Genomic DNA, 25426 nt, shown 5'->3' on the forward strand with positions numbered 1-25426 from the left:
TTGGCTGCGCGCCCGGCGTTTTTAATCACGACGGCGGTGCCTCCTCGCGGTCCCGCGGGTTGCCACCGCTTGACCGGCACGCCGGCGTGTAAACTGGCACACGGTGTGACGGGAAGTCTGGTCGTCGAGTCATCGAACGAGCCCTCAGAGCGACCGACCGTCAGGAGCCATGCATGGCCACTCCCCCATCTCCCGGCCAGAAGACCATCCTCGGCCGCGGCAGCTATCCCGAGTTCCTCCGGATCAACGAGCTGCTGCGCAAGGAGACGGTCGGCGGGATCCTGCTGCTGGTCGCCACCGTCGCGGCACTGGTCTGGGCCAACTCGCCCGCAGCCGACAGCTATTTCGCCATCCGCGACTTCCAGATCGGCATCGAGGCCCTGCACCTGAACCTCAGCATCGGCCACTGGGCTTCAGACGGCTTGCTGGCGATCTTCTTCTTCCTGATCGGCCTGGAACTCAAGCGCGAGTTCGTCGCGGGCGACCTGCGTTCCCCCGCCCGCGCCATCGTCCCCATCGCCGCGGCTTTCGGCGGCGTCGCGGTGCCCGCCCTGATCTTCGTGATCGTGAACCTGAGCGCCGGCCCTGAAGCCCTGCGCGGCTGGGCCATCCCGACGGCAACAGACATCGCCTTCGCCGTCGCTGTCCTTGCCGTGATCAGCTCGCACCTGCCCAGCGCACTGCGGATCTTCATCCTGACCTTGGCGGTGATGGACGATCTGATCGCCATCGCCATCATTGCGTTCTTCTACTCGTCCGACGTGCAGGTGCCCTACCTGCTGTGGATGTTGCTCCCGCTGGGCGCCTTCGCGTTCCTGTCACATAGATTCCCCAAGTTCTTCGCCCAACACCATCTGGCCGCGTGGGTCATCCTGCTCCCGCTCGGCATCGTCACCTGGGCGCTGATGCACTCGTCCGGCGTGCACGCGACAGTCGCCGGCGTGCTGCTCGGCTTCATGGTCCCGGTGCTGCGCAGCAAGAAGAACGGCGGTCCGGACGCCGGCCCTGGGCTGGCCGAGCAACTGGAACACCGCTTCCGGCCGCTCTCCACCGGGTTCGCGGTGCCGGTTTTCGCGTTCTTCGCCGCCGGGGTGGCGCTCGGCGGCTGGGAAGGCATCAGCCGCACCTTTACCGACTCGGTGGCGATCGGCATTGCCGCAGCACTGGTGATCGGCAAACCGCTGGGCATCATGCTCACCACCTGGGTGCTGACAAAGTCCACCAAGGCCACCTTGGATCCCTCGCTGAAGTGGATCGATGTGCTTGGCGTTGCCGTGCTGGCCGGCGTGGGCTTCACGGTGTCCCTGCTGGTCAACGACCTGAGCTTCACGCTCGGCTCCGAACACCACGACCACGCCAAGGTGGCCGTCCTGGCCGGCTCCCTGGTCTCGGCCCTGCTGGCTGCCGTTCTGTTGCGCGCGCGCAACCGGCATTACCGCCAGGTCGAGGAGCTGGAAACCGCCGATGCCGATCAGGACGGCGTGCCGGATGTGTATCAGCAGGAGCCGCGCGCGACCAGCTGATCCGGGGTTGGCTTCGGCTCGCTTCGGCGCCGCCTTTGCGACCCGCGTCACACACCGTACGGTTCCGCTGTACGCTGCCGTGCCCGTGCCATACTGAACCAGTTATGGCCAGCCCGGGCCCCGCAGAGTAGCCGGCAGGTGGGCTGCCGGAGTAGGGGATCTTCGAGCATGTCTGCCGCACCAAGCCCGCTGTTGTCATTGCTGATCGGACGCCAGCAGTTCCACGAGCTATCCCTGCGCGCACGCGTGCTGCTGAGCCATCTGCCGTTGTGCCTGTCCGTGGCGCTGACCGCGTTGCTTGCCGCGGTGTTCTTCCCGGATCTGCTGTCCAACCCGCACTTCATCGGCGGACTGGTCGGCATCGGCCTCTTGTGGGTCCTGAGTGCCGCCGTCCCGTGGGATCGGCTGCCCTATCCCTCCTACTGGGTTATCCCGTTGCTGGACTTCGTCGCCATCGGGTTCCTCCGCCAGGGCAGCGGGACGGAGCTCTCCGGTATCAGCCTGCTGGCCGTCTTCCCGGTTTTCTGGATGGCCTGGTCGGAGATCGCTCCCGCCGCCGCCCGTGCCATTAGTTTCGTTGCGCCGCTGCTGATCATCTGGATCCCGGTTTTCGCCGGGCCGGATCCGGTGACGGCTGAAGCTTTGGTCGGTCCCGCTCTGATCCCGATTGTGACCCTGACGGTGTCCATCACCGCGTCCGTTTTCGCCTTGAGCTCAACGGCCCAACAACAAACGCTGGCCCACAAAGACCGCGAGCTTCGGGCCTTGCTGGAAGACAGCAAAGTTCATGTGCGCCGGCTGGACACCGTCTTGAACGCCGTTGCCGTGGGCGTCCTCGTCACCAACGCCGAGGGACAGGACATCTTGAGCAACGTGCAACAGCAGCGGGACCGCTCGGTGGCCATGCCTCAGGGGATCGAGAATCCGGACGAGGCCGACCTGCTGGTCTTCGAAGCCGACCGGGTCACACCCTTCGCCCTGAAAGACCGGCCCATCCACCGTGCCGTGCGCGGGGAAGCATTTTCGGACGTTTTAGTGTGGATTGGTGCCGGTGAGAACCAGCGGGCCATGCTGTGTACGGCGCGGCCCATGCAGGACGATGCCGGCCGGTTCGACGGGACCGTCATGGCGTTCAGCGACGTCACCGACCTGGTCAACGCGCTGACGGTCAAGGAAGAGTTCGTCTCCAGCGTCACGCACGAGCTTCGCACGCCCCTGACCTCGATCATGGGCTATTTGGATCTCGCCCTCGAGGACGCCGACCAACTGCCGCAGCACGTCAGCCATTCGCTCACCATTGCCATGCGCAACTCCGAGCGACTGCTCCAACTTGTGGAAGACCTCCTTTTCACGGCGGCGGGGACGCTGAGCATAGAACCGCGCAGCACCGCTCTGGCAGACGTCGTGGCAGGCAGCGTGGCTTCGGCCATGCCCAGGGCCGAACACGCAGGCGTGGAACTGGTGATCGACGCCGCCGAGGGGCTGGTCGCCGAGATCGATCCCACCAGGATGGGCCAAGTGATGGACAACCTGCTCTCCAATGCCATCAAGTACTCGCCCGGGGGCGGCCGGGTCACCGTGCGGACGCTGGAATCCGACGACGCAGCCGTGCTGGAGGTCAGCGACACCGGGATGGGCATGTCCGAAGCCGACCAGGCAGAAGTCTTCACCAAGTTCTTCCGGACCAGTTCGGTCCGGCAAGCTGCCATCCCCGGGCTGGGTCTGGGATTGGCGATCAGCAAGTCGATTGCCGAGGCGCACGGCGGCACGCTGACCTTTACCAGCGTGCTCGGAGCCGGCACCACGTTCCGGGTTTCCATCCCGCAGCCAGGCGAAAAGGGAGGCCGTCCTCAGACGGCCTCCCTGAGCCAGATGCCGGCGTAAACCGCTGGTACCGGCATCTGGCCGGATGATGCCTAACCCTTAACGAATGGCCTGGTGGCCCTTGAACAGCATCTTGCTGTTATCGGTTCCCTTGCCGTTGCCCTTGGCGGTGCCGTTGATCGCCGAGGTGGTCTCCGCGAAAGTCAGCGTGGTGTGCGCAATCGCATCGGCCATCTGTTCGAGAACAACGGGGTCAACATTGTCCACCGTGTCGCAGGCCTGGTGGTAGCAGGGATCATAGGCCTCGCCCGCCGTGCCTCCGTAGATGGCTGCTTGTTCTTCGGTCTTGATCTCCTCTGCACCGGTGAACAAACCTCCGGCGGGAATGCCGTTGTTGATGAACGCGAAGTAGTCCGAGCGGCCGTCGAAGGCCGTCGGCTCCGTGGCCAGTCCCTGCGAGGCGAAGTAGTCCTCGAAGACGTGCTCAACGTTCGCCGACCCGTTGGGCCCGGTCAGCCCGAACGCATCGCCGTCGCCGTCGTAGACGAAGCGGACAGCGTTGGGCGAGCCGACCATGTCGAAGTTCAGGTTCAGCGCATGCTGTTTGATGTCCTTCTTTGTCAGCTGGGAAACGTAGTACTCGGAACCGAGCAAACCGTCTTCTTCCCCGCCCCAGAAGGCGAACCGCACCCGGTTTCGTGGCTCGTCGCCGCTGGCTGCGATCTGCAGCGCAGTTTCCAGAATCGCCGCGCTTCCCGAGCCATTGTCATTGATGCCCGGGCCTTCGGATACCGAATCCAGGTGGGCGCCGACCACAACGGTGCGGTCCGCACGTCCAGCCGTGTCGGCCAGAATGTTGAATGTCTCCGTCTGGACGATTTCGGCGTCCACCGCGATCCGCACTTCCAGACCGACCGTGCCTGCCAGTTCGGCCCCCAGATCGAAGCTGGTGGTGACCGCAGGAATGGCCTGAGGCGTGCCCAGCGTGCCGCCGAACAGATCGAGCCGGTCCGGGGTGCCCCCGTTTCCTTGGTTGAAAAGCACCACGCCCACGGCTCCCGCCGCCGCGGCATTCGACACCTTCAGGGCAAAGTCGCAGGTGCCGCGCTGGATCAACGCGATGTTTCCGGTGGGGAAGCCGGCAAAGTCGGCGGCCTCACAACCGCTGGTGGACGCCCTGTCCCCCGCCAGATTGATGTCCACGGCTGTCACCGGCGCGGTGACGTCGCCGGATCCTGAGTAATCCATGCCCAGGAAGTCCTCTGCCGCCGCATATACGGTGGGCGTCGGGGCCACCTGCTCGAAGTCCGCGCTGTTGAGCACGAAGCGTTCATAGGAGAACGTCTGGCGAACCGGGGTGTATCCGGCTGCCACCAACTGGGCTTCGATGTACTGGGCCGATGCCTCGTACCCGGGGGTACCCGCGGCTCGGTTGCCGCCATTGGCATCGGCCACGTCCTGCAGGGCCTGCAGATGGCTAAAGATGTTCTCGGCGGTGACAGCGTCTCGCAGGGCGCTGGTATTCGTCCCGTTGTCGGCCTGGGCTGGCAGCCCAATACCGAATGCCAAAGCGGTAGCGGCGGTGATGGCCGCTCCGCGCCTGAAACGGTGGGTTTTCATACTGGTTCCTCCGTAGGGTGCGATGATGGACCCCGCTATCCCCGTAGCAGGATCCTGCCCGGAAGCTACCCGATCCGACGCGGTTGCAACAGAGTCGGCAACTGATTCGGTGCTGAAACGAACAAAAAATGAACAAAAGGGCTTCACCGATAGCATGGTGGCCTGCTGCCAGTCCTGTTTCAGCACGGTGAACCTGCACGAAAGGACCCCCATGCAGCGTGGCACACCGCCGGAACGCGGCCGCCTCACCGCTGCCACTTTGCTGGCCGTCTACATCTTGGCGCTCGCCCTGGTCGTGTTGTGGCCCACGCCGATGGACGCGGTGGCGAACGGCTTGGTACAGCACGTCCTGTCGGCGCTGCATCGCGCAGGCGCCCCGGTCTGGTTCGATTACAACCTGATCGAGTCCGGGGCCAACGTTGTGATGTTCGTCCCGCTCGGTTTCCTCACTGCCCTGTTGCTGCCGGCCGGATGGCGCTGGCTCACGCCGGCAGGAGCGTTGGTGTTCTCCGCGGCCATCGAATGGTGCCAGCAGGCGTTCCTGCCCGGTCGCCATGCGTCCCTGCAGGACGTTTGGGTGAACACGCTCGGTGCCGCGATCGGCACGGTGCTGGCGTACGCCTGGCTGGAGCACCGGCGCAACCGGCGCCCGGTAACGCGATAAAGTCGAACTAGTCTCTCTCACCGCACGGACAAAGGACCAGTATGCGTATTTCCGTCATCGGGTGCGGCTACCTCGGCGCAGTACACGCGGCGGCCATGGCCAAACTCGGGCACGACGTCATCGGAATCGATGTGGATGCGCGCAGAATCAGCGAGCTGCAGGCGGGACGGGCACCGTTTTTTGAGCCCGGGCTGCCGGAGTTGCTGACCGAAGCGCAGCAAACCGGACGTCTAGCCTTCAGTACGGACCTGGCGGAGGCCGCGAGCGCCGTCGTGCACTTCGTCTGTGTGGGCACGCCCCAGCGCAAGGGCGAGAACGCCGCCGACCTGCGCTACGTCGACGCCGCCTTCAGCTCGCTGGCTGAACACCTGAATCCCGGCGACGTCGTGGTCGGCAAATCCACCGTTCCGGTGGGCACGGCCTCGCGGTTGGCTGATGAAGTCCGGGAGATCACTCCGGAGGCAGTGCTTGCATGGAACCCGGAGTTTCTCCGTGAGGGCCATGCCGTGAAGGATACGCTCACACCTGACCGGTTCGTGTACGGCGTGCCTTCGGGACCCGCCGGCGAAGCAGCCACTGCCGCCCTGGACGAGGTTTATGCGGTGCCGCTCGCGCAAGGGACCCCCCGGCTGGTGATGGACTATGCAACGGCGGAACTGGTCAAGGCGGCCGCGAACTCCTTCCTGGCCACCAAGATCTCCTTCATCAATGCCATGGCCGAGGTGTGCGATGCCGCCGGTGCCGACGTCACGGCCCTCGCCGACGCAATCGGCATGGACGAGCGCATCGGCCGCAAGTTCCTCAACGCCGGGGTCGGCTTTGGCGGCGGCTGCCTGCCCAAAGACATCCGGGCGTTCATGGCTCGGGCCGGTGAGCTCGGGGCCGATCAAGCCCTGACATTCCTGCGCGAGGTGGATGCCATCAACATGCGGCGCCGCACCCGCGTCGTCGAACTGACCCGCGAGCTGGCCGGAGGCTCACTGATCGGCAAACGCATTACCGTGCTGGGTGCGGCGTTCAAGCCGGAGTCCGACGACGTCAGGGACTCCCCTGCCTTGTCCGTGGCCGCACAGCTGCAGTTGCAGGGCGCCACCGTCACGGTCACTGATCCAGAGGCACTGGCGAATGCCAAGCAGCGCTTCCCGGAACTCAGCTACGAACCGGATTCGAAGACCGCGATTGGCCGCGCCCACGTCTTGGTGCTCCTGACCGAGTGGAAGGAATACCGCGAACTGGACCCGGCCACCGTCGCAAACCAAGTGACGGAGAAAAGGATCCTTGACGGACGTAATGTGCTGGACCCCGTTGCCTGGCGCGAGGCCGGTTGGACCTTCAAGGGCATCGGACGCCCGTAGCGTTTTTCCAAGTTCCGCCGTCCACAATGGACCCGTGCAGCCAGGCTGTACGGGTCCATTGCCGCATCCGTTGACAGTGGGCCCAAACAGGAGCATGTTAGGTGGATGGCCAGCGCCGACACCGCCGACCCTAGCCAAGTGCGGGTCCGGTCCAGATGCGCCGGCCGATGGGGGGAAATCAAGATGTCTCGGCGCAGTAGGCTTCTGGCCGCGGGTGTAGCCCTCGGTGTCACCTGCCTGCTGCTGCCCGCTGCTCCGGCCGCGGCTGCGCCGGATCCCGGCCAGCCCTACTTCGAACCCGGCGCCGCCAGCATCGGCGACCCCTACTTTCCGGACGCCGGAAACACGGGTTACGACGCGAAGCATTATCAGCTGGATCTGCTCTATGACCCGCCCACCGAACAGCTCAGTGCCAACGCCACGATGACGGCGCGCGCCACCCAGGACCTCGCCAGCTTCAGCCTGGACCTGGGCGGGCTGACGGTCCATTCCGTCAGCGTCGACGGGCTGGGCGCACGCTTCGAGCATGAAGGAACCAAGCTAGTCATCACTCCTGTCCGTGGCGTACCGGACGGACGGATCTTCACGGCGGTGGTGGAGTACTCCGGTGTTCCCCGCGCCCTGTCACTGCCCGGTCCTGCAGGATTTATCCACACCGACGACGGAGCAATCGTCACGGGCCATCCGAGGAGCGCCCCGACCTGGTTTCCGGTCAACAACTACCCCGGTGACCCTGCCAGCTTCGGATTCAACATCTCGGTTCCGGACGGATGGCAAGCTGTAGCCAACGGCTTGCCGGACGGAACCAGTCGTACGCCCGGCCGCACTGTGTACAAGTGGGAGGCCGAAGAGCCGCTCTCGCCGCATTTGGCGACCATCGCCGTCGGGCATTTCAACCTGGCCGAATACACCAAGGGCGGCGTTAGTTACGTGGACGCCATGGATCCGGCGTTGAAGAAGACGGTCATTCCGCGCAACGGGGATGGCCTGGCCTGGTCGCAAAGCGATGACGCCAGCTACAAGCGCCTCACCCGAACGGTCAGTGTGCCAGATGCCGGCGCGGATTTCTCTTTTTGGATGCTGCGCGACACGGAGCCCGGCTGGGACTACGCGTTCGTCGAGGCCCGCACGCCCGGCGGGGACAACTGGACCACCTTGAAGGACGGCACCGGTTTCGCGCAGAACGGCACCGGAAACTCCTGCCCTGCGTGGCATCAGGTGCATCCCTTCCTCAAGCATTATCAAAACGACGACGGCGGCGGCTCCTGTTCCGCAAAGGGGTCCAGCGGGCAGTGGTGGGCGGCCACCGGAACGAGCGACGGCTGGGAGCACTGGGAGTTCGATCTGGCGGACTACGCCGGCGAAGACGTGGAGCTCTCCATCACCTATGCCAGCGACATCACCGGACAGAACGACGGCGTCTTCGTCGAGGACATCAAGGTTGCCGGGGCACCCGGCAGCACCTCGTTCGACAGCGACGGTGACCGGTGGGACGGTTGGAGTCCGCAGGGCGCGCCTAAGGGAAGCCGGCCTAATGACAACGAGTGGACCGCCGGCAGCAGCACTCCACCGTCCCAGGGTCATAAGATCCAGCAATCGCTGGACAAGCAGCCGAAGATGATCAAGTTCCTCTCCTCCGTGTTCGGCACCTATCCGCTGGCCAGTGCCGGCGGCATCGTCGACAACGTCGAGGACCTCGGTTTCGCTCTGGAGACCCAGGCCAGGCCGGTCTACCCGATGGATTACTTCTACAGCGAGGCCAGCGGCGACTCATTTATTGTCCGGCAACTCGCGCTCCAGTGGCTCGGCAGCCAGTTGCCCGTCCATCGGTGGCAGGACAGCTGGCTCAACCAGGGTCTGGCAACGTACTCCCAATGGCTCTGGGCGGAAGAGAAGGAACCCGGCAGCGCCCAGGACAGTTTCGATTTTTACGCGGGCATCGACGCCGCAGACCCCTTTTGGAAGTTCAAATTGGCCGACCCGGGGCCGGAAAACCTGTTCTCCAGCAGCCTGCAGACCCGCTCGGCCATGGCCCTGCACGCGGTGCGGACCGAGATCGGCGACAAGGACTTCCACAAGCTTGTCAGGCAGTGGGTCAAGGACGGTTCGGGCTCCCCCAAAGATTTTCGGAAGCGCGCGGAGAAGGTCTCGGGGAAGGACTTGTCCGGCATCTTCAAGGCCTTTGTATCGACGCCGGGCAAGCCAGGAGCTCTCTGACGAACTGGCGGCGGCGGGTATCCCAGGTCTAGCTCTGGACCTTCGCTATCTGCGGGCAGACGGCATCAAAGTGTTCACTCTTCCCACTGCAGGCGCCGGGTACATCCGAAGACGCAGGTGCAGGCGCCGATTGTAGGCGGTTACCGGTCCTCGCCCAGGACCCGCAGGCCCTCGCGGTAGGCGTCAGCGGTCAGCTCGCCCCTGGCAAAGCGCTGGTCCAGAATCTGCCGTGCCGTGCTGCGCCCGTGCGGCCTGTCCATCCTGCCGGCGGCAGAAGCCACCGCAACCGCATCTTCCACGCTCCCCGGGCGCAGCCCCATAAACGCCCTGACTACGAGGATGGCCAACATTGCCACGATGGCCAAGAGCAGGAGGCCGAACAGCCACGCCAAGCCCATATCTACCATGATGAAGCACCCCTTCGATCACGACGGAACGATGGCTCTATAGTCCGTTCCCTTAGCGTCAGGATACGCGTCGGCCCCGGGAACAAACAGGGCAAATCCATCACAATAGGATTCCGTCGGCGCCATCCGCCCGGGCGAAGATCCCGGTCTCCCCGCCGGACTCGCGCCGTGGACACGGGTCCTGGCCATGCCATGCAAGGGCCGTCGGCGGCAAATGATGCGGCATTGAGATGTTCCGCACCTATGGCTTCCCCGGATTCCGTCCGCTGCGGACATAGGATGGCTGTAGGCACCCTCCCGTGTAGATTACCGGGCCGTTGTGCTGTCCAACCTTTCCTGACCTCCGGTTGCCCGGTTGAAAGTCGAGTTGATGAGTCCCACTGCCGACGGCACGCCGTTCCCGCGCCGCCGCGACGTCCGCTCCGGCGCCGCTGAACCAGCCGCGCCCACCGGAATGATCCCGGTGGTCCCGCTGGTCTCCGCGCCGTCCGGAACCCCCTTGCCTGCCCGCCGCGAACTGCGCACCGGCCTCATCCAGGTGGTCCCGCCGGCCGCCGGCCAAGCCGGTGGCACAACCCGCTATGTCCGCACGGAAGCTCAGCCCGCACCGAGTGCCAAGCGGCGCAAAGGCCGTGGAGCCGCGTGGGCGGTCTGCACCGTCGTCGTGCTTGCCGCTGCTGCCGCCGCATTTTGGTTGATGTTCGTCCGCTAGGCGTCAGCCTTCCGCCGCTATCAGCTTGCCCAGGAGCGAGGAGAGCTCGGAGCGCTCCGCTGCGGACAGGGCGGCAAAGTATTCTTCGGCATGCTGCACCTGGACCTTCCGGATGGCCTGTCCAATCTCCCGCCCGGCCTCGGTGAGGACAACCACCGTGGCCCGGCGGTCGGTCGGATCGGGCTCACGCACGCACCAGCCGCGTTCCTGCAAACCATCGACAATATCGGTGGCCGATCGCGGTGCTATCCGCAGCCGCTCGGAGAGTTCACCCAAGCGCAACGAGCCATGATGGCGGAGCATGCGCAGCGCACGGGCCTGCGACGGCGCCACGCCCAACGGGGACATTCCCCGCGAGGCACCCTTCCTGAGCTGGCGCGAAACGGCCCAGAATAGGTCTAGTAAGTTCTCATCAGCCACGGGAATAGGCTATCAAGTTTCCCTGTTGTAGCCTCATAGTGAGGTAACCTCAGCAATACGGGCCGTGTTCGCAGCCCACCATCATGAAACGAGGTGGTTCCGACGGAAACATTCGGAATGAACCCCGGCCGCGGTCCCGTGAAGGAACCAACGGCCGCAGAAAAAGAACAAGCACGGCACGTTCCGCTAAATCGGATTGTGGCCCTTTTCCGTCCCTACCGGAGACAGTTGGCTTTGGTCACGGCCATCATCGTTGCTTCCTCGGCCGCCGCCATGGCCTCCCCGTTCCTGCTGCGTGCCGTCATCGACACGGCCCTGCCCCAGCAGCAGCTGCCGCTGCTGGCCCTGCTGACCGCAGGCATGCTGGCCGTGGCTGCCGTCACCGCCCTGTTTGGTGTCCTGCAGACCTGGATCGCCACCAAGGTGGGCCTACACGTGATGCACAGCCTCCGGACCGACGTCTTCTCCCACTTGCAGCGCCAGTCCGTTGGCTTCTTCACCCGGACCCGCAGCGGCGAAATCCAATCCCGCATCACCCAGGATATTGGCGGCATGCAGTCCGTGGTCACGTCCACCGCCACCGGCATTGCCACCAACCTGACCACCGTCGTCGCCACCGCCGTCGCCATGGCGGCCCTGTCCTGGCAGTTGTCGCTGATCTCGCTGTTGGTGATGCCGCCGGCAGTGGTGCTGACCCGCAGGGTAGCCAAGGTGCGGCGGGAACTGACCGCGCGCCGCCAGCGGGAACTGGCGGACATGAATGTGACCATCGAAGAGTCGCTCTCGGTCAGTGGAATCCAGCTGAGCAAGACGCTGGGCACCGGAAACGATCTCGCGGCCCGGTTCTCGGCCTCCTCCGAGCGGCTGACCGATCTGGAACTGCGTTCGGAGTTGGCCGGACGCTGGCGCATGGCCACCATGAGCATCATTTTCGCCGCAGTACCGGCAGTCATCTACTTCGCCGCCGGCCTGCCCGGTGCCGCGGGGAACATCAGCATCGGCACCGTGGTGGCCTTCAGCGCACTGCAAGGCGGACTTTTCCGCCCGTTGCTGGGACTGTTGAACGTCACCATCACCGTCACCAGTTCGCTGGCGCTCTTCGCGCGGATTTTCGAGTATCTGGACCTGCCGGTGGAGATCACCGAGCCGGCCTCGCCGACTCCGGTGGACGCCGCCCAGATAGCGGGGCATGTTCGCTTTGAGGACGTCAGCTTCAGCTACCCGGACAGCGAAACATCGGCCCTCCGGCACGTGAACCTGGCCGTCCCTGCAGGTTCCACCCTGGCCCTGGTTGGCCCGACCGGTTCGGGAAAGAGCAGCCTGGCCGCCCTGGTGGCCCGGCTGCATGATCCGACGGCGGGGCGCATCACCATCGACGGCGTGGACCTCCGCTCCATGCGCCTGGCCGATCTGGCACGCATCGTGGGAGTGGTCAGCCAGGACACCTACCTGCTGCACACCACGGTGCGCGGGAACCTGCGCTACGCCAAGCCCGATGCCAGCGATGCCGACATCGAGCAGGCCGCGCGGGACGCCCAGATCCACGACCACATCGTGGCGCTGCCGGACGGGTATGACACCATCGTCGGCTCGCGCGGGCACCGGTTCTCCGGCGGTGAGAAGCAACGCATTGCCATTGCCCGCACCCTGTTGCGCAACCCGCCGGTGCTGGTGCTGGACGAAGCAACCAGTGCATTGGACACGCAGACCGAGCATGCCGTGCAGCAGGCGTTCGACCGGCTGGCTGCCGGGCGGACCACCATCACCATCGCCCACCGGCTCTCCACCGTCCGGAATGCGGATCAGATCGCCGTCCTGGAAGCGGGGTGCATCGTCGAACGCGGCACCCACGAAACGCTGCTGGACGCTGACGGGCGCTACGCGGCTCTGGCTGCCTAGCAGGCGGCGGCGCTACTCGGTGAACACCGCGTCGATGACCCCCTGCGCCCACTCCAGGATCTGTCGGTCGGCCAAGTCCCTGCCGCCGATCCTCGCGGTCTTGGGCTTGGGGATCAGGATAAAGTCCAGCGCGGGTTTCACCTGCGACCCCGGGTACATCCGGGTCAGCCGCATCACCTTGGACTCCGGCAGTGCCGCCGGCGCGAACTTGATGAAGTTGCCCTGCACCGCCACATCCGTCAGACCGGCCGCACGGGCGCGGACGCGGAAACGTGCCACGGCGACGAGATTCTGCACCGGCTCCGGCAGCTCGCCGTAACGGTCGGTGAGCTCGGCAACCACTTCGTCGATGGCTGCATCGGTGGCCGCCTGCGCCAGCTTCCGGTAGGCCTCCAGCCGCAGGCGCTCCCCCGGCACGTAGTCGTGTGGCAGGTGGGCGTTAACCGGCAGCTCGATTTTCATGTCGGCCACCTTCTGCTCGGTTTCGCCGCGGAAGTCCGCCACGGCCTCGCCGACCAGCCGGATGTATAGATCAAAGCCGACGCCGGCAATGTGCCCGGACTGTTCCCCGCCGAGCAGGTTTCCTGCGCCGCGGATTTCCAAGTCCTTCAGCGCCAGCTGCATACCGGCACCCAGTTCGTTGTGCGCCGCCACCGCCTTGAGCCGCTCCAGCGCCACTTCGCCGAGGGGTTTCTCGGCGTCGAACAGGAAGTACGCGTACGCCCGCTCCCGGCCGCGGCCCACCCGGCCGCGCAGCTGGTGCAGCTGGGATAGCCCGTACCGGTCCGCCCGGTCAACGATCAGCGTGTTTGCGTTGGAGATGTCCAGCCCGGTTTCGATGATGGTGGTGCAGACCAGGACGTCGAATCGCTTTTCCCAGAAATCGACGATGATCTGTTCCAGCCGCGACTCGCTCATTTGCCCGTGCGCCACTTCCACCCGCGCCTCGGGAACCAGTTCCCGTATCCGCGCCGCCTGCCGCTCGATGGACGAGACGCGGTTGTGCACGAAAAAGACCTGTCCTTCGCGCATCAGCTCGCGCCGGATCGCCGCCGTCGTCTGCTGGTCCGTGTACGGGCCAACGTACGTCAGCACCGGGTGGCGTTCCTCCGGCGGCGTCGCCAGCGTGGACGTCTCGCGGATGCCGGTCAGCGACATCTCCAGGGTCCGCGGGATCGGAGTCGCGGACATGGCCAGCACGTCCACGTTGGTGCGCATCTTCTTCAGCGATTCTTTGTGCTCGACGCCGAACCGCTGTTCCTCGTCCACAATAACCAGGCCCAGGTCCTTGAACTGGACCTCTTTGGAGAGCAGCCGGTGCGTCCCGATGACCACGTCGATGCTGCCGTTCTTGATGCCTTCCATGGTGTCCTTGGCTTCCTTGGACGTTTGGAAGCGGGACAACGCCTTGACCCTGACCGGGAACCCGGAGAAGCGTTCGCTGAAGGTCTCGAAGTGCTGCTGGGACAGCAGCGTGGTCGGCACCAGGACCGCCGCCTGCTTGCCGTCCTGGACCGCCTTGAAGGCGGCGCGCACCGCGATCTCGGTCTTGCCGTAGCCCACATCACCGGAGACCAGGCGGTCCATCGGAACTTCACGCTCCATGTCCGCCTTGACCTCGTTGATTGTGGTCAGCTGGTCGGGGGTCTCGATGTACGGGAACGCTTCTTCCAGCTCCCGCTGCCACGGGGTGTCCGGCCCGAAGGCGTGCCCGCGGGACGCCATCCGGGCCGAATACAGCCGGATCAGCTCGCCCGCGATCTCCTTGACCGCCTTGCGGGCCTGGCTCTTGGTCTTCGCCCAATCGGAGCCGCCCATCTTGGACAGGACGGGCGTCTCGCCACCCACGTACCGGGTGACCTGGTCCAACTGGTCCGTCGGTACAAACAGCCGGTCCCCGGGGGCGCCCCGCTTCGACGCGGCATATTCCAGCACCAGATACTCGCGCATGGCCTTGGTGGGTCCGGCGCCGGTGGAGCGCTGAACCAGTTCAACGAACCTGCCCACGCCGTGCTGCTCGTGCACCACGTAGTCGCCTTCGGTCAGCTGCAGCGGATCCACGGCGTTGCGCCGCCGCGACGGCATCTTCCGCATGTCCCGGGTGGAGCGTGCGGAGGCACGGCCCAGCAGGTCGGCTTCGGTCAGCAGGCCGAGTTTCAGGCCGTCGAAGACGAACCCCTTGCCGGTGCTGGCCGTGGTGATTTCGATGATCCCCGGCTGCGGCTCGTTTTCCAGCGATTCCACCCGCGTGGCCGGGATCTGCGCGTCGTGGAAGAGTTCGGCCATGCGCGAGGCGGGGCCGGGACCTTCGGTGGCCACCACCACGCGCCATTGGTCGCGCACGCGGGAACCAATGAACTCCATCATCTCGGCCACATCGCCCTGGTAGCCCCTGGGCTCGCGGGCCGCGATGGTCAAGGTGTCGATGTCCAGTACGGTTTCGTCGTCGGGATTGAACGACGTGATGGACCACCAGGACACCTGATGCTCTCCGGCCGCCGTGCGTGTGTCGCCCAGGGAGCGGAAGCCGGCCTGCTCCAGATCCCCCTGCAGTGCCAGGTCCAGCGGCGCGTCCCCGCCCTCGGACGCCGTGGCCCAGGCGGCGGCGAGGAACTCGTCGTTCGTGGTCTCCAGATCGTGGGCCCGGCTCCGCACCTTTTCCGGTTCAATCACCACGGCGATGGATCCGGCCGGCAGTTCGCCGATGAAGGGCACCATGGCATCCACCAGCACCGGCGAGAGTGATTCCATGCCCTCGACCGCGATACCCCCGGCGATCTTTTCCAGCATGTCCGCCGCGGCAGGCATCTGGTCCTTGAGCTTCGCCGCACGACTCATCACCGACGGGGTGATCAGCAGTTCCCGGCACGGCGGGGCGTACAGCCGGGTGGGGTGCTTGACGTGCTCGCCGGCCAAGGACCGCTGGTCTGCCACGGCGAACCAGCGCATTGATTCGACTTCGTCGCCGAAGAATTCAATCCGCACCGGGTGGTCATCGGTGGGCGAAAAGACATCCAAAATTCCGCCGCGCACGGCAAACTCGCCGCGCCGGCTGACCATGTCCACCCGGGCGTAGGCGGCTTCGGACAAGCGGCGGACCACATCGGTGAAGGCCACCTCGTCGCCGACCGCCAGCGCAACCGACTGCAGCTCGCCCAGCCCCTGGACCAGCGGCTGAAGCACCGCACGCACCGGCGCGATGACCACGCGCAGCGGCGCCGCGCCGTCGTCGTGCTTCAGCCGGCGCAACACCGAGAGCCGGCGCCCCACGGTGTCCGATCGCGGCGACAGCCGCTCGTGCGGCAACGTCTCCCAACTGGGGAACTCCTCGATGGACTCATCCGGCAGGTAGCTCCGCAGCGCCGCGGCCAGGTCTTCGGTCTCCCGCCCGGTGGCCGTCACGGCCAGCACCACTCCGCCGGTGGTCGACGGCGGCGTGTCCGCCCTCGGTGATCGACCAAGGCCGTCCGCGGCCCCCTCCGGTGATCGACCAAGGCCGTCCGCGGCCCCCTCCGGTGATCGACCAAGGCCGTCCGCGGCCGCGTGGAGATCCGTTTCCAGCCCCTGCACCATCTCGGCCAGCAACGCCGCCCGCAACCCCGGCGGCGCACCGATCTGCAGGTCCTCGCTGCGCTCTGCCACGGGCCGGGCCGACTGCAGCCGCACCTTGGCGAACGAATCGTCCTGGGCGAGGGCTGTGCGCAGTCCGTTCAGGCTCATTTTTCCATCTTCTTCCGGTCGGGGCGCAACACGAATACCCTCCAGTTCGGCGGAACTGAGGGTCAGAAGTCCAACTTTACCGCGCACAGTAGGATGGTTGTTGGCCCAACCAGTTCCGAGAAATTCCGGGAGTCTTTATGGCGCTCAGCGCTTCCACCACCCTGCCCTACCCCGCAGCCAAGATCACCGAAACCTTCACCGACGAGGCGTTCCTGCGCCACATCAGCGAGTTGGTCGGCGGCTCTTTGGAGTCGGTCCAGCGCGACGGCGATGTGTCCGGCGCCTTCACCCTGACCGTGGTCCGCAAGGTTCCCAGCGCGCGGCTGCCGGAGATCGCCAAGAAGATGCTGGGCGACTCACTCACCGTCACCCAGACGGAACGGTGGCAGGCACCCGCAGCGGACGGCTCGCGAACTGCCGACGTGACCATGAAGGTGGCCGGCGCACCGGTGGACGTCAACGCCGTCCAGCAGCTGGTTGTCGACGGGGGCTCCACCCGCGTGGATCTGACCGGCGACGTGAAATCCTCCATCCCGTTCCTGGGCGGGAAGATCGCCGCCGCCGCCGAACCCATGCTGGGCAAGGCCCTGAACATCCAGGCGCAGCAGGCCGAGGCCTGGCTGTCCGGCCGCTCCTGATCCGGGAGCCGCAGAAATGAACATTCCAGCCGCCCTGGCCTGGGTACTGATTCTGGCCGGCGTGTGGGCCCTGCTTGTCTGGGCTCCGCACCTTGTCCGGGTGTCGAAGGATCCCCGTTCCAAAGACGAGAAGGGTGCAATGACCCGCTACTTCACCATGGAGTTCATGAAGGCCAGCACCTCCATGATCCTGGGCATTGCCACCTTGGTGATCGGCGTTCGCGGACTCGCCGGGTAAGCAACGAGGACATAGGAGGGCCGGGCAGCACGTGCGCTGCCCGGCCCTTTGCTTAAGTTGCGGTCAGTTCGCCGCCAGCAGGGCTTCTTCCAGAGCCACCCACGCCAGCATGGCGCATTTGACCCGGGCCGGGTAGCGGGAGACGCCGGAGAGCGCGGCGGCGTCGCCGAGGATTTCTTCATCGGCCTCGATGCTGCCCCGGGAGCGCATCAGCTCGCGGAAGGTGTCCACTACTTTCAGCAGTTCCTCCCGGTCCATGCCCTGCACCAGGTCGCTGAGCACCGACGCGGAGGCCATCGAAATGGAGCAGCCCTGGCCGTCCCAGCTGATGGCGGAGAGGGTGATGCCGGCGCCGTCGTCGTGCACGGCTGCCCGAAGCGTGATTTCGTCCCCGCAGGTGGGATTAAGCATGTGCGACTCGCCGGACTTGTCGCCCTGCGGCGGATCGACCAGCGGCGACCCGTTCCGTTTTTTGGCATGCTCCAGGATGATCTGCTGGTATAGCTGCTGCAGTTCCGCACTCACGTCAGTTGGCTCCAAAGAACGGGCGGACCCCGGCGACGGCGTCCAGGAACGCGTCGACATCGTCCGTGGTGTTGTACAGGTAGGTGCTGGCCCGGGTGGTCGCCACCAGTCCGAGCCGCCGGTGCAGCGGCTGGGCGCAATGATGGCCTACGCGCACGGCAATGCCCTTGTCATCCAGGAACTGCCCCACATCGTGGGCATGGACGCCGTCAACATCGAACGCTGCCAACCCAATTCGCTCGGCGCCGGCGGCGGGGCCGAGCACCCGGACACCGTCGATGGCCTCCAGGCCGGCTACCAACCGCTGCCCCAGCTCCGCTTCCCACGCGTGGATCCGGTCCATCCCCGTCTCCCGCAGATAGTCCACGGCCGCGGCCAGCGCCACCGCCTGCGAAATCCGCTGCGTCCCGGCTTCGAACCGCTGCGGAGACGGCAGATAGTCGGCCTTTTCCATGGTCACGGTGGTGATCATGGAGCCACCGGTCAGGAACGGCGGCATCGCGTTGAGCAGCTCCGCCTTCCCGTACAGCACACCGATGCCGGTGGGACCGAGCATCTTGTGCCCGGAGAAGGCGGCGAAGTCCACGTCCAGCGCCTTCACGTCCACGGCCATGTGCGGAACGGATTGGCAGGCATCAAGCACGACGGCGGCGCCCGCCTCCCGCGCCAGCCGCACCAGGGTGTCCACCGGGTTGATGGTTCCGAGCACGTTGGAGGCGTGGGTGAACGCCACTACCTTGGTGCGCGGTCCAATGATCTGTTCGGCCTCGTCCAGGCGCAGCGCACCGGCGTCGTCCACGGGGATGTAGCGCAGGGTGGCACCGGTGCGGAAGGCGAGCTCCTGCCACGGAATCAGGTTGGCATGGTGCTCCATCTCGGTGACCACCAGCTCGTCGCCCGGCCCCAAGACGAACCGCGATGCCGCGTCCCCGCCGCGTCCGGCGCTGGCGTTGGAGAAGGCATAGGCGACCAGGTTGATGGCCTCGGTGGCGTTGGATGTCCAGACCACTTCGTCCATGCCGGCATTGATGAAGCCGGCGACGGTTTCGCGCGCATTTTCGAAGGCATCCGTGGCCGAGACCGCCAGCATGTGGGCGCCGCGGTGCACCGCGGCGTTGCGCTGTTCGTAGAACTCCTGCTCGGCCTCCAGCACGCACAGCGGGTTCTGCGAGGTGGCGCCGGAATCCAGATAGACCAGCGACGAGCCGTTCACCTGCTGGTTCAGGATCGGGAAGTCGTTGCGGATGCGCCGGGCCTCGGCGTCGTCGATCATGCCGGCGGCATGTTTGAGCGTTGCGGGTGTGGATACCACAGACACCTTGGGGTGCTCCTTGGATCGATGGTTGGAACCGGTTTGTCCCGCACGCGGCGCGTGCCATCAGCCGACAATACGCAAGACAAGTCTGCGCTAATCATCCCACTTCGCCGGCCGCCGGTCACGTGAGTCCTGCCTTACCCGAGAGCACCGATCTGCTCTGGGCGCCCGGTTTTCCGAGGGAACGGCGGCCGGAACCGCTCTCCGTGGCGTTGACCTGCCCTATACAAAGCCCCGCCGGCTGGTTAGAACGAAACTAAGCACCATCGTCAGGAACCGATCTGCAGGAGCCTCATGCCGACTCACCCCATGCCACCCGACCGCGACGTACTGCGCCGGGTCGCCGAAGAATCGTTCGGCTTGAACGTCCTCCGCGAGGGGCAACTGGACGCGATGGCCGCAGCCGCCCGCGGCGAGGACGTGCTGGCCGTGATGCCCTCGGGACATGGAAAGTCCGCCGTCTACCAGGTGCCGGCCGTCGCCTTGCCGGGCACCGCCGTCGTTATCTCTCCGCTGATTGCGCTGCAGTACGACCAGGTGGATGCCATCAACGACGATCTGGGCGCCGGCCGGGCCTTCGCCGTGAATTCGCAGCAGCGGGCCGCGGCCGACCGTGCCGCGTGGGACGCCGCGGCCAGCGGCGCGGCGAAGTTCCTGTTCCTGGCCCCGGAACAGCTGGCCCGTGAAGAAACCCTGCAGCGGCTGGCGGCGCTGGACATCTCGCTGTTCGTGGTGGACGAGGCGCACTGCATCTCCTCCTGGGGGCACGATTTCCGGCCCGACTACTTGACGCTCACCCCGGTGGTGAAGCGGCTGAAGCACCCGCCCGTTGTGGCCCTGACGGCAACCGCGTCGCCGCATACCCGAACGGAGATCATCGACCGCTTGGGCATGCGGGAGCCCTTCATCACCGTGCAGAGCTTCGACCGGCCGAACCTCCACCTCCGGGTGCTGCGGCACCACGAGGACCGCGGCAAGCGGCAAGCCGTGGTGGAGCAGGTGGCCGGATTGGGCGGGCCGGGGCTGCTGTACACGGCCACCCGCAAGGACACCGAGCGCTACGCCGCCGAGCTGGCCGAGCGCGGCCTGCGGACGGACGCCTATCACGCGGGGCGGCGGGCCGCCGACAGGGTGGCGATCCACGAACGGTTCCTCGATGGCAAGGTGGACGTGGTGGTGGCGACCTCCGCGTTCGGCATGGGCATCGACAAGCCGGACGTCCGGTTTGTGGTGCACGCGGACATCCCCGACTCGCTGGACAGCTACTACCAGGAGATCGGCCGCGCCGGCCGGGACGGTGCACCGGCGCAGGTGGTCTTGCACTACCGGTCCGAGGACCTGGGCCTGCAGCGCTTCTTCGCCGGCGGTGCCCCCGATCCGGACGAGCTCGCCGCGGTCTTCGGCGCCATCCGGGAGCACGGTCCGCTCCGCCCGGCCGCGCTGCGCGAACAGACCGGCCTCTCGCAGCGGAAACAGTCCCGCCTGCTCAACCTCTTGGAACACAGCGGCAGCATCGCCGTGAACCGCAACGGCTACCGGGCAGTCGGCGGGGCGGACCCCTCGTCGGCCGCGGACAAGGCACTGGCGGAAGCCGCTTCGCGGCACCGGATCGACGAGTCACGGATCGAAATGGCCCGCGGCTACGCCGAGACGGACCATTGCCGCCGCGACTGGCTGCTGAACTACTTCGGCGAAGAGACCGACGGCTACTGCGGCAATTGCGATAACTGCGAGGCCGGGTCGGAGGCCGTGGCCGAGGCGTGGGAAGCCGACATGCCGGAGGGCTACGAGATCCAGCGGCCGGTGAAACACCGAGAATGGGGACCGGGCATCGTGATGGGGACCCAGCCCGACCGGATCACGGTCCTTTTCGAGTCGGTCGGCTACAAGGACATCGCGCTGTCAGCTGTCCGGGAGGACGCCGGGTTGCTGGAATCCATCACGGATCGGTAGCGAGGCTCATGCCGGCACCGCCTGCGGCGCGAACCATGGCGTGGGTGGAAGCCGTCGACAGAGAAACCGGCCGGCCTCTATACAAAGTGGTGCCGCCACGCTAGACATGACGCTATGCGGGGGATAATTCTGGCTGGGGGAACAGGATCGCGGTTGCATCCGATCACCCGTGGCATCAGCAAACAACTAGTACCTGTCTACGACAAGCCGATGATCTATTATCCGCTGTCCACGCTCATGCTGGCAGGAATCCGGGACATTCTGATCATCACGACGCCGGTAGACGCACCTCAATTCCAGGCGTTGCTGGGTGATGGGTCCCAGTTCGGCATCTCGCTGACCTACCGGCAGCAGGCGGCACCCAATGGCTTGGCCGAAGCTTTCATCATCGGGGCCGACCACATTGGAACCGATGGGTGTGCCTTGGTGCTGGGCGACAACTTGTTTTATGGTCCCGGGCTGGGCACGCAGCTCGAGGACATTGCCAAAGTCGACGGTGGCACCATCTTTGGTTATTGGGTGGCGGACCCGAGCGCCTACGGCGTGGTCGAATTCGATGCCAACGGCACGGCGGTTTCGATCGAAGAGAAACCGCAGAGGCCCAAAAGCAATTACGCGGTTCCGGGGCTGTATTTCTACGACAACGACGTCGTCGAGATGTCCCGGACCTTGCGGCCCTCTGCCCGCGGTGAATTGGAGATCACCGACCTGAACCGGCTGTACATGGACCAGGGCCGCCTGACCGTGAAGATCCTCCCGCGCGGGACTGCGTGGCTGGACACCGGAACCTTCGATTCGCTCAACGATGCCTCCAACTTCATCCGAACCATTGCGAACCGACAAGGCATGCCCATCGGCTCACCCGAGGAAGTCGCGTGGCGGATGAAGTACATCGACGACGAGCAACTCCACGACCACGGCCAGTCGCTGGCCAAGAGCGGCTACGGCACCTACCTCCTGGACCTGCTCGAGAGCAGCCGCTACGGGGCCTGACAAGGAACCATTGCACGGCACGTCGGAACCGATGCGGACCGCGTCGAGCATGCTTAGCTTTGCGTCAATGTTGCTGAAGCTCTGGTCGGACAGTGCAACGGTGGTTACATTGGGGGCTATGCGACAGCTACTGGTAACTGGGGGTGCCGGTTTCATCGGATCGAATTTTGTGCGCCACGTTCTGGCCCACACCGATGACCAGGTAACCGTAGTGGACAAGATGAACTATGCGGCCAACGCCGCTTCCCTCGATGGCCTGCCGGTGGGCCGCTGCCGCCTGGTGCGCGGCGACGTGGCCGATCCGGCGCTGGTGGACCGACTGCTGGCCGACCATGACGCGGTGGTGCACTTCGCGGCGGAGACCCACAACGACAACTCGCTGGCGGATCCGGAGCCGTTCCTGCACAGCAACATCATCGGGACGTACACCCTGCTGGAGGCGGCGCGCCGGCACGGTACGCGGTTCCACCACATCTCCACGGACGAGGTCTACGGCGACCTTCCGCTGGACGGGACGGAGCGGTTCACCGAACACACGCCGTACAATCCGTCCAGCCCGTATTCGTCCACCAAGGCCGGGTCCGACCTGCTGGTTCGGGCCTGGGTACGTTCCTTCGGCGTCAACGCGACGCTGAGCAACTGCTCCAACAACTACGGTCCTTACCAGCATGTGGAGAAGTTCATCCCCCGGCAGATCACCAATATCCTGACCGGACGCCGGCCCAAGCTGTACGGGGACGGCCGCAATGTGCGCGACTGGATCCACGTGGAGGATCATTCCTCCGCCGTACTGCGGATTCTCGACGACGGACGGCCGGGCGAAACCTATCTCATCGGCGCCGACAGCGAGCGCAGCAACCGTGAGGTGCTCGGTATCCTGCTGGACCTCCTGGGCCACGGCCCCGACGACTTCGACCTGGTGGTGGACCGGGCCGGCCATGACCTGCGCTACGCCATCGACTCCAGCAAGCTTCGCGGGGAACTCGGTTGGGAGCCGAAGTTCCTCAGCCTGGAGGCCGGCTTGGCGGATACCGTGGAATGGTACCGGGACAATCCCGGCTTCTGGTCCGCTGCGAAAGAATCCACTGAGCTGTTCTACGCGGGCCGCGGCCAGTGAGCGCCGCGGAGCACGGCATCGAGCAGACGCCGATCCCTGGGCTGCTGGTAGTTTCCCTGCCCGTCCATGGCGACAACCGGGGCTGGTTCAAGGAGAACTGGCAGCGCGAGAAGCTCATGTCCCTGGGGCTGCCGGACTTCGGCCCTGTGCAGAACAACATCTCCTTCAACGTCAAGACCGGAACCACCCGCGGCATCCACGCCGAACCGTGGGACAAATATGTCTCCGTCGCGGCCGGCAGGATCTTCGGAGCCTGGGTGGACCTGCGCGACGGCCCTACTTTCGGCCAAACGTTCTGCCTGGAACTGGGACCGGACAAGGCGGTCTTCGTGCCGCGCGGCGTCGGCAACGGCTTTCAAACGCTGGAGCCGGACACGGTGTACAACTATCTGGTCAACGAGCACTGGAACGCCCGGGCCCAGGAGCAGTATGTGTACCTGAATGCAGGCGACGAGTCCGCCGCCATCCCGTGGCCGATTCCGCTGGCCGAGGCCGAACTGTCCGAGAAGGACCTGCACCATCCGCGCCTGCCGTCCGTAGTGCCGATGAAGCCGCAGCGCATCCTGGTTCTGGGTGCGGACGGCCAATTAGGCCGGGCCCTACGCCAGGCTCTGCCGGACGCGGAATTCGCGGCCCGGGTGGATTTCGACCTGACAGCTGAGGAGTCCTATCGCTCGCGGGACTGGAGCGGCTACCGCGCCATCATCAACGCCGCCGCCTACACCGACGTGGACGGCGCGGAGTCCAGCGAAGGGCGGCGCCTGGCCTGGCAGTTGAATGCCACCGCCGTATCGCGGCTGGCGTCCACCGCGGCCACACACCGGCTCACGCTCATCCATCTCTCCTCGGACTATGTGTTCGATGGTTCCCAGGAGCCGCACACGGAAGCGGAAACGCCGTCGCCCCTGGGCGTCTACGGGCAGTCCAAGGCCGCCGGCGACGCCGCCGCCGCGACCGCCCCGAAGCATTACATCGTTCGCACCAGCTGGGTGGTCGGGGATGGCGCCAACTTCGTCCGCACCATGGCGGGGCTGGCGGCACGCAATGTCGCCCCTTCAGTTGTCGACGACCAGCGCGGGCACCTCACCTTCACCCGCGACCTTGCCGCCGGAATCCTGCACCTGCTGGAGAGCGGCGCCCCGTACGGCACCTACAACGTGACTAACTCCGGACCTGTCACCAGCTGGGCGGACGTCGCTGCGGAAATCTACCGCTTGCTGGGCAAGGATCCGCAGCAGGTGACCCCCGTCAGTACCGCTGACTATCTCGCCTCCCGTCCGGCCGCGCCGCGGCCGGCCCGGAGCGCGCTGGATCTGGCGAAAATCGAAGCCGCCGGTTTCAGCCCTCCGAAGGCTTTCGCGGCATTGCGGGACTATCTGGCTACGGATCCCGTGTGCGGCCCGCTGGCGGCAGGCATGCATCCGCTCACCGTTTCCGGAGGGCCGGCCCAGTGACACCAGTCCCGCAGCGCATCCACGAGTCGAGGTCCGCCGGCAAGCCCTGGCTCTTCCTTTCGCCCCATCTGGATGACGCCATCTTGTCCTGTGGCGCCCTCATTGAAGCCGAGGCGGGGCGCCGCGAGGTGACGGTAGCGACCATTTTCACCGAATCGGCCCCGCCGCCACACACCCGGTCGGCGCGCACCTTTATGCGTTTGGCCCACATCGAGGACGCCGCGGCGCTCTTCGAGGCCCGCCGTGCCGAAGACCTTGCAGTGCTGCGGAACCTGGGCGTCAAGCATCTTCACCTCGGCGCCACCGATGCCATCTACCGCCGACGGACGCCCACGGCTGGCCCGCTGGGCCAGTTGGCCCGCTTCCTGCCGGAACTGGTGCACGCCTACCCCACCTACCGCTTCAATATTGTGCGGGGACGGATTTCACGCGGCGACCGCCGACTCATGGCCCAGTTGCGCAGCACGGTGGAGCGGCTGATGGAGCAAACGCGGGCCGAACTCATTTTCTGCCCCCTCGGTGTCGGCAGGCATGTGGACCACGTAGTGGCCAGGACTCTGGGCACGGCCTTTCCCGAGCGTGTGGTCTACTACTCCGACTTTCCCTACAACCAGTCCGCCGAACCGGAGGCCGCCTTCCTCTCCGAACACCTGTTGGAACCCTGGCATTGGGACGAGGGAATCGAGGCCAAGGAACACTGGATCCGCCAATACGGCACACAAGCCGATGCATTGTTCCCCGACGGCCGGATCCCGGCGGCGCGGGAATCGTATTTCGCGCCGCTATGACCAGCGCAGTCGACGTGAGGCGCCCTGCGCCGGCACTGAGGGGA

20 protein-coding genes are annotated in these 25426 nt (G+C 65.8%); 14 read left to right on the top strand and 6 right to left on the bottom strand.

From position 1 onward, the window contains the following. The first annotated feature begins 173 nt into the window (after nucleotides 1-173). Both nhaA and MNQ99_RS13390 read left to right on the top strand, forming a co-directional pair. On the top strand, nucleotides 174-1523 hold the full coding sequence (gene nhaA / locus MNQ99_RS13385; protein WP_241913266.1) for a Na+/H+ antiporter NhaA: 1350 nt from the start codon (nucleotides 174-176) through the stop codon (nucleotides 1521-1523). A 168-nt stretch (nucleotides 1524-1691) separates the two neighbouring features. After that, nucleotides 1692-3407 (top strand): sensor histidine kinase, encoded by a 1716-nt coding sequence (locus MNQ99_RS13390; protein ID WP_241913267.1) that lies wholly within the window; start codon nucleotides 1692-1694, stop codon nucleotides 3405-3407. A 39-nt stretch (nucleotides 3408-3446) separates the two neighbouring features. Here MNQ99_RS13390 and MNQ99_RS13395 read toward each other — a convergent pair whose 3' ends face one another. After that, a complete protein-coding gene (locus MNQ99_RS13395) occupies nucleotides 3447-4967 on the bottom strand; it encodes a M20/M25/M40 family metallo-hydrolase (protein ID WP_127511879.1) in 1521 nt (506 codons plus the stop codon). Between the two features lie 211 nt (nucleotides 4968-5178). Here MNQ99_RS13395 and MNQ99_RS13400 point away from each other — a divergent pair, with 211 nt between their 5' ends. The 3 genes from MNQ99_RS13400 to MNQ99_RS13410 all read left to right on the top strand — a co-directional run bounded on the left by MNQ99_RS13400 (nucleotide 5179) and on the right by MNQ99_RS13410 (nucleotide 9203). Continuing rightward, nucleotides 5179-5631, top strand: a complete 453-nt coding sequence (locus MNQ99_RS13400) for a VanZ family protein (RefSeq protein WP_241913268.1) — start codon at nucleotides 5179-5181, stop codon at nucleotides 5629-5631. A gap of 41 nt (nucleotides 5632-5672) precedes the next feature. Continuing rightward, nucleotides 5673-6986: a UDP-glucose dehydrogenase family protein gene (locus MNQ99_RS13405; protein WP_241913269.1), complete on the top strand. Its 1314-nt coding sequence runs from the start codon at nucleotides 5673-5675 to the stop codon at nucleotides 6984-6986. Nucleotides 6987-7169: 183 nt separating this feature from the next. Continuing rightward, entirely contained in the window at nucleotides 7170-9203 is a 2034-nt protein-coding gene (locus tag MNQ99_RS13410) for a M1 family aminopeptidase (protein WP_241913270.1), read from the top strand. 140 nt (nucleotides 9204-9343) lie between these two features. Here MNQ99_RS13410 and MNQ99_RS13415 read toward each other — a convergent pair whose 3' ends face one another. Continuing rightward, the gene (locus MNQ99_RS13415; RefSeq protein WP_127511883.1) at nucleotides 9344-9610 is read right to left on the bottom strand and encodes an SHOCT domain-containing protein; all 267 of its coding nucleotides are present in this window, start codon (nucleotides 9608-9610) and stop codon (nucleotides 9344-9346) included. Between the two features lie 370 nt (nucleotides 9611-9980). Here MNQ99_RS13415 and MNQ99_RS13420 point away from each other — a divergent pair, with 370 nt between their 5' ends. Then, nucleotides 9981-10322 carry a hypothetical protein gene (locus tag MNQ99_RS13420; protein ID WP_127511884.1) on the top strand — a complete coding sequence of 114 codons (342 nt, stop codon included), beginning with the start codon at nucleotides 9981-9983 and terminating at the stop codon, nucleotides 10320-10322. A gap of 3 nt (nucleotides 10323-10325) precedes the next feature. Here MNQ99_RS13420 and MNQ99_RS13425 read toward each other — a convergent pair whose 3' ends face one another. Beyond that, complete coding sequence (locus MNQ99_RS13425) at nucleotides 10326-10670, bottom strand: MarR family winged helix-turn-helix transcriptional regulator (RefSeq protein ID WP_241913271.1); 345 nt, start codon at nucleotides 10668-10670, stop codon at nucleotides 10326-10328. Nucleotides 10671-10859: 189 nt separating this feature from the next. On the opposite strand from MNQ99_RS13425, the gene MNQ99_RS13430 reads away from it, so the two are divergent. Next, complete coding sequence (locus MNQ99_RS13430; RefSeq protein ID WP_241913272.1) at nucleotides 10860-12641, top strand: ABC transporter ATP-binding protein; 1782 nt, start codon at nucleotides 10860-10862, stop codon at nucleotides 12639-12641. Nucleotides 12642-12653: 12 nt separating this feature from the next. Here the strand turns inward: MNQ99_RS13430 and mfd are convergent, their stop codons facing one another. Next, a complete protein-coding gene (gene mfd / locus MNQ99_RS13435) occupies nucleotides 12654-16361 on the bottom strand; it encodes a transcription-repair coupling factor (protein ID WP_241913273.1) in 3708 nt (1235 codons plus the stop codon). Between the two features lie 137 nt (nucleotides 16362-16498). Between mfd and MNQ99_RS13440 the strand changes: the two genes are divergently transcribed. Both MNQ99_RS13440 and MNQ99_RS13445 read left to right on the top strand, forming a co-directional pair. After that, a complete protein-coding gene (locus tag MNQ99_RS13440) occupies nucleotides 16499-16999 on the top strand; it encodes a DUF2505 domain-containing protein (RefSeq protein WP_127511888.1) in 501 nt (166 codons plus the stop codon). Nucleotides 17000-17015: 16 nt separating this feature from the next. Beyond that, nucleotides 17016-17237 (top strand): SCO4848 family membrane protein, encoded by a 222-nt coding sequence (locus tag MNQ99_RS13445; RefSeq protein WP_127511889.1) that lies wholly within the window; start codon nucleotides 17016-17018, stop codon nucleotides 17235-17237. A gap of 63 nt (nucleotides 17238-17300) precedes the next feature. Here the strand turns inward: MNQ99_RS13445 and sufU are convergent, their stop codons facing one another. Next, complete coding sequence (gene sufU / locus MNQ99_RS13450; protein ID WP_241913274.1) at nucleotides 17301-17762, bottom strand: Fe-S cluster assembly sulfur transfer protein SufU; 462 nt, start codon at nucleotides 17760-17762, stop codon at nucleotides 17301-17303. 1 nt (nucleotide 17763) lies between these two features. Then, complete coding sequence (locus MNQ99_RS13455) at nucleotides 17764-19080, bottom strand: cysteine desulfurase (protein ID WP_277883551.1); 1317 nt, start codon at nucleotides 19078-19080, stop codon at nucleotides 17764-17766. A gap of 291 nt (nucleotides 19081-19371) precedes the next feature. Here MNQ99_RS13455 and MNQ99_RS13460 point away from each other — a divergent pair, with 291 nt between their 5' ends. The 5 genes from MNQ99_RS13460 to MNQ99_RS13480 all read left to right on the top strand — a co-directional run bounded on the left by MNQ99_RS13460 (nucleotide 19372) and on the right by MNQ99_RS13480 (nucleotide 25382). After that, complete coding sequence (locus tag MNQ99_RS13460; RefSeq protein WP_241913275.1) at nucleotides 19372-21030, top strand: RecQ family ATP-dependent DNA helicase; 1659 nt, start codon at nucleotides 19372-19374, stop codon at nucleotides 21028-21030. Between the two features lie 114 nt (nucleotides 21031-21144). Continuing rightward, complete coding sequence (gene rfbA, locus MNQ99_RS13465; RefSeq protein ID WP_241913276.1) at nucleotides 21145-22023, top strand: glucose-1-phosphate thymidylyltransferase RfbA; 879 nt, start codon at nucleotides 21145-21147, stop codon at nucleotides 22021-22023. A 118-nt stretch (nucleotides 22024-22141) separates the two neighbouring features. Then, nucleotides 22142-23140 (top strand): dTDP-glucose 4,6-dehydratase, encoded by a 999-nt coding sequence (gene rfbB / locus MNQ99_RS13470; protein WP_241913277.1) that lies wholly within the window; start codon nucleotides 22142-22144, stop codon nucleotides 23138-23140. Next, nucleotides 23137-24594 carry a sugar nucleotide-binding protein gene (locus tag MNQ99_RS13475; RefSeq protein WP_241913278.1) on the top strand — a complete coding sequence of 486 codons (1458 nt, stop codon included), beginning with the start codon at nucleotides 23137-23139 and terminating at the stop codon, nucleotides 24592-24594. The genes rfbB and MNQ99_RS13475 overlap by 4 nt, the downstream gene beginning before the upstream one ends. Next, complete coding sequence (locus MNQ99_RS13480; RefSeq protein ID WP_241913279.1) at nucleotides 24591-25382, top strand: PIG-L deacetylase family protein; 792 nt, start codon at nucleotides 24591-24593, stop codon at nucleotides 25380-25382. Before MNQ99_RS13475 ends, MNQ99_RS13480 begins: the two co-directional genes overlap by 4 nt. Nucleotides 25383-25426: the final 44 nt, after the last annotated feature.

Origin of the sequence: Arthrobacter sulfonylureivorans (assembly GCF_022637435.1) — a bacterium.
Classification (GTDB): domain Bacteria; phylum Actinomycetota; class Actinomycetes; order Actinomycetales; family Micrococcaceae; genus Crystallibacter; species Crystallibacter sulfonylureivorans.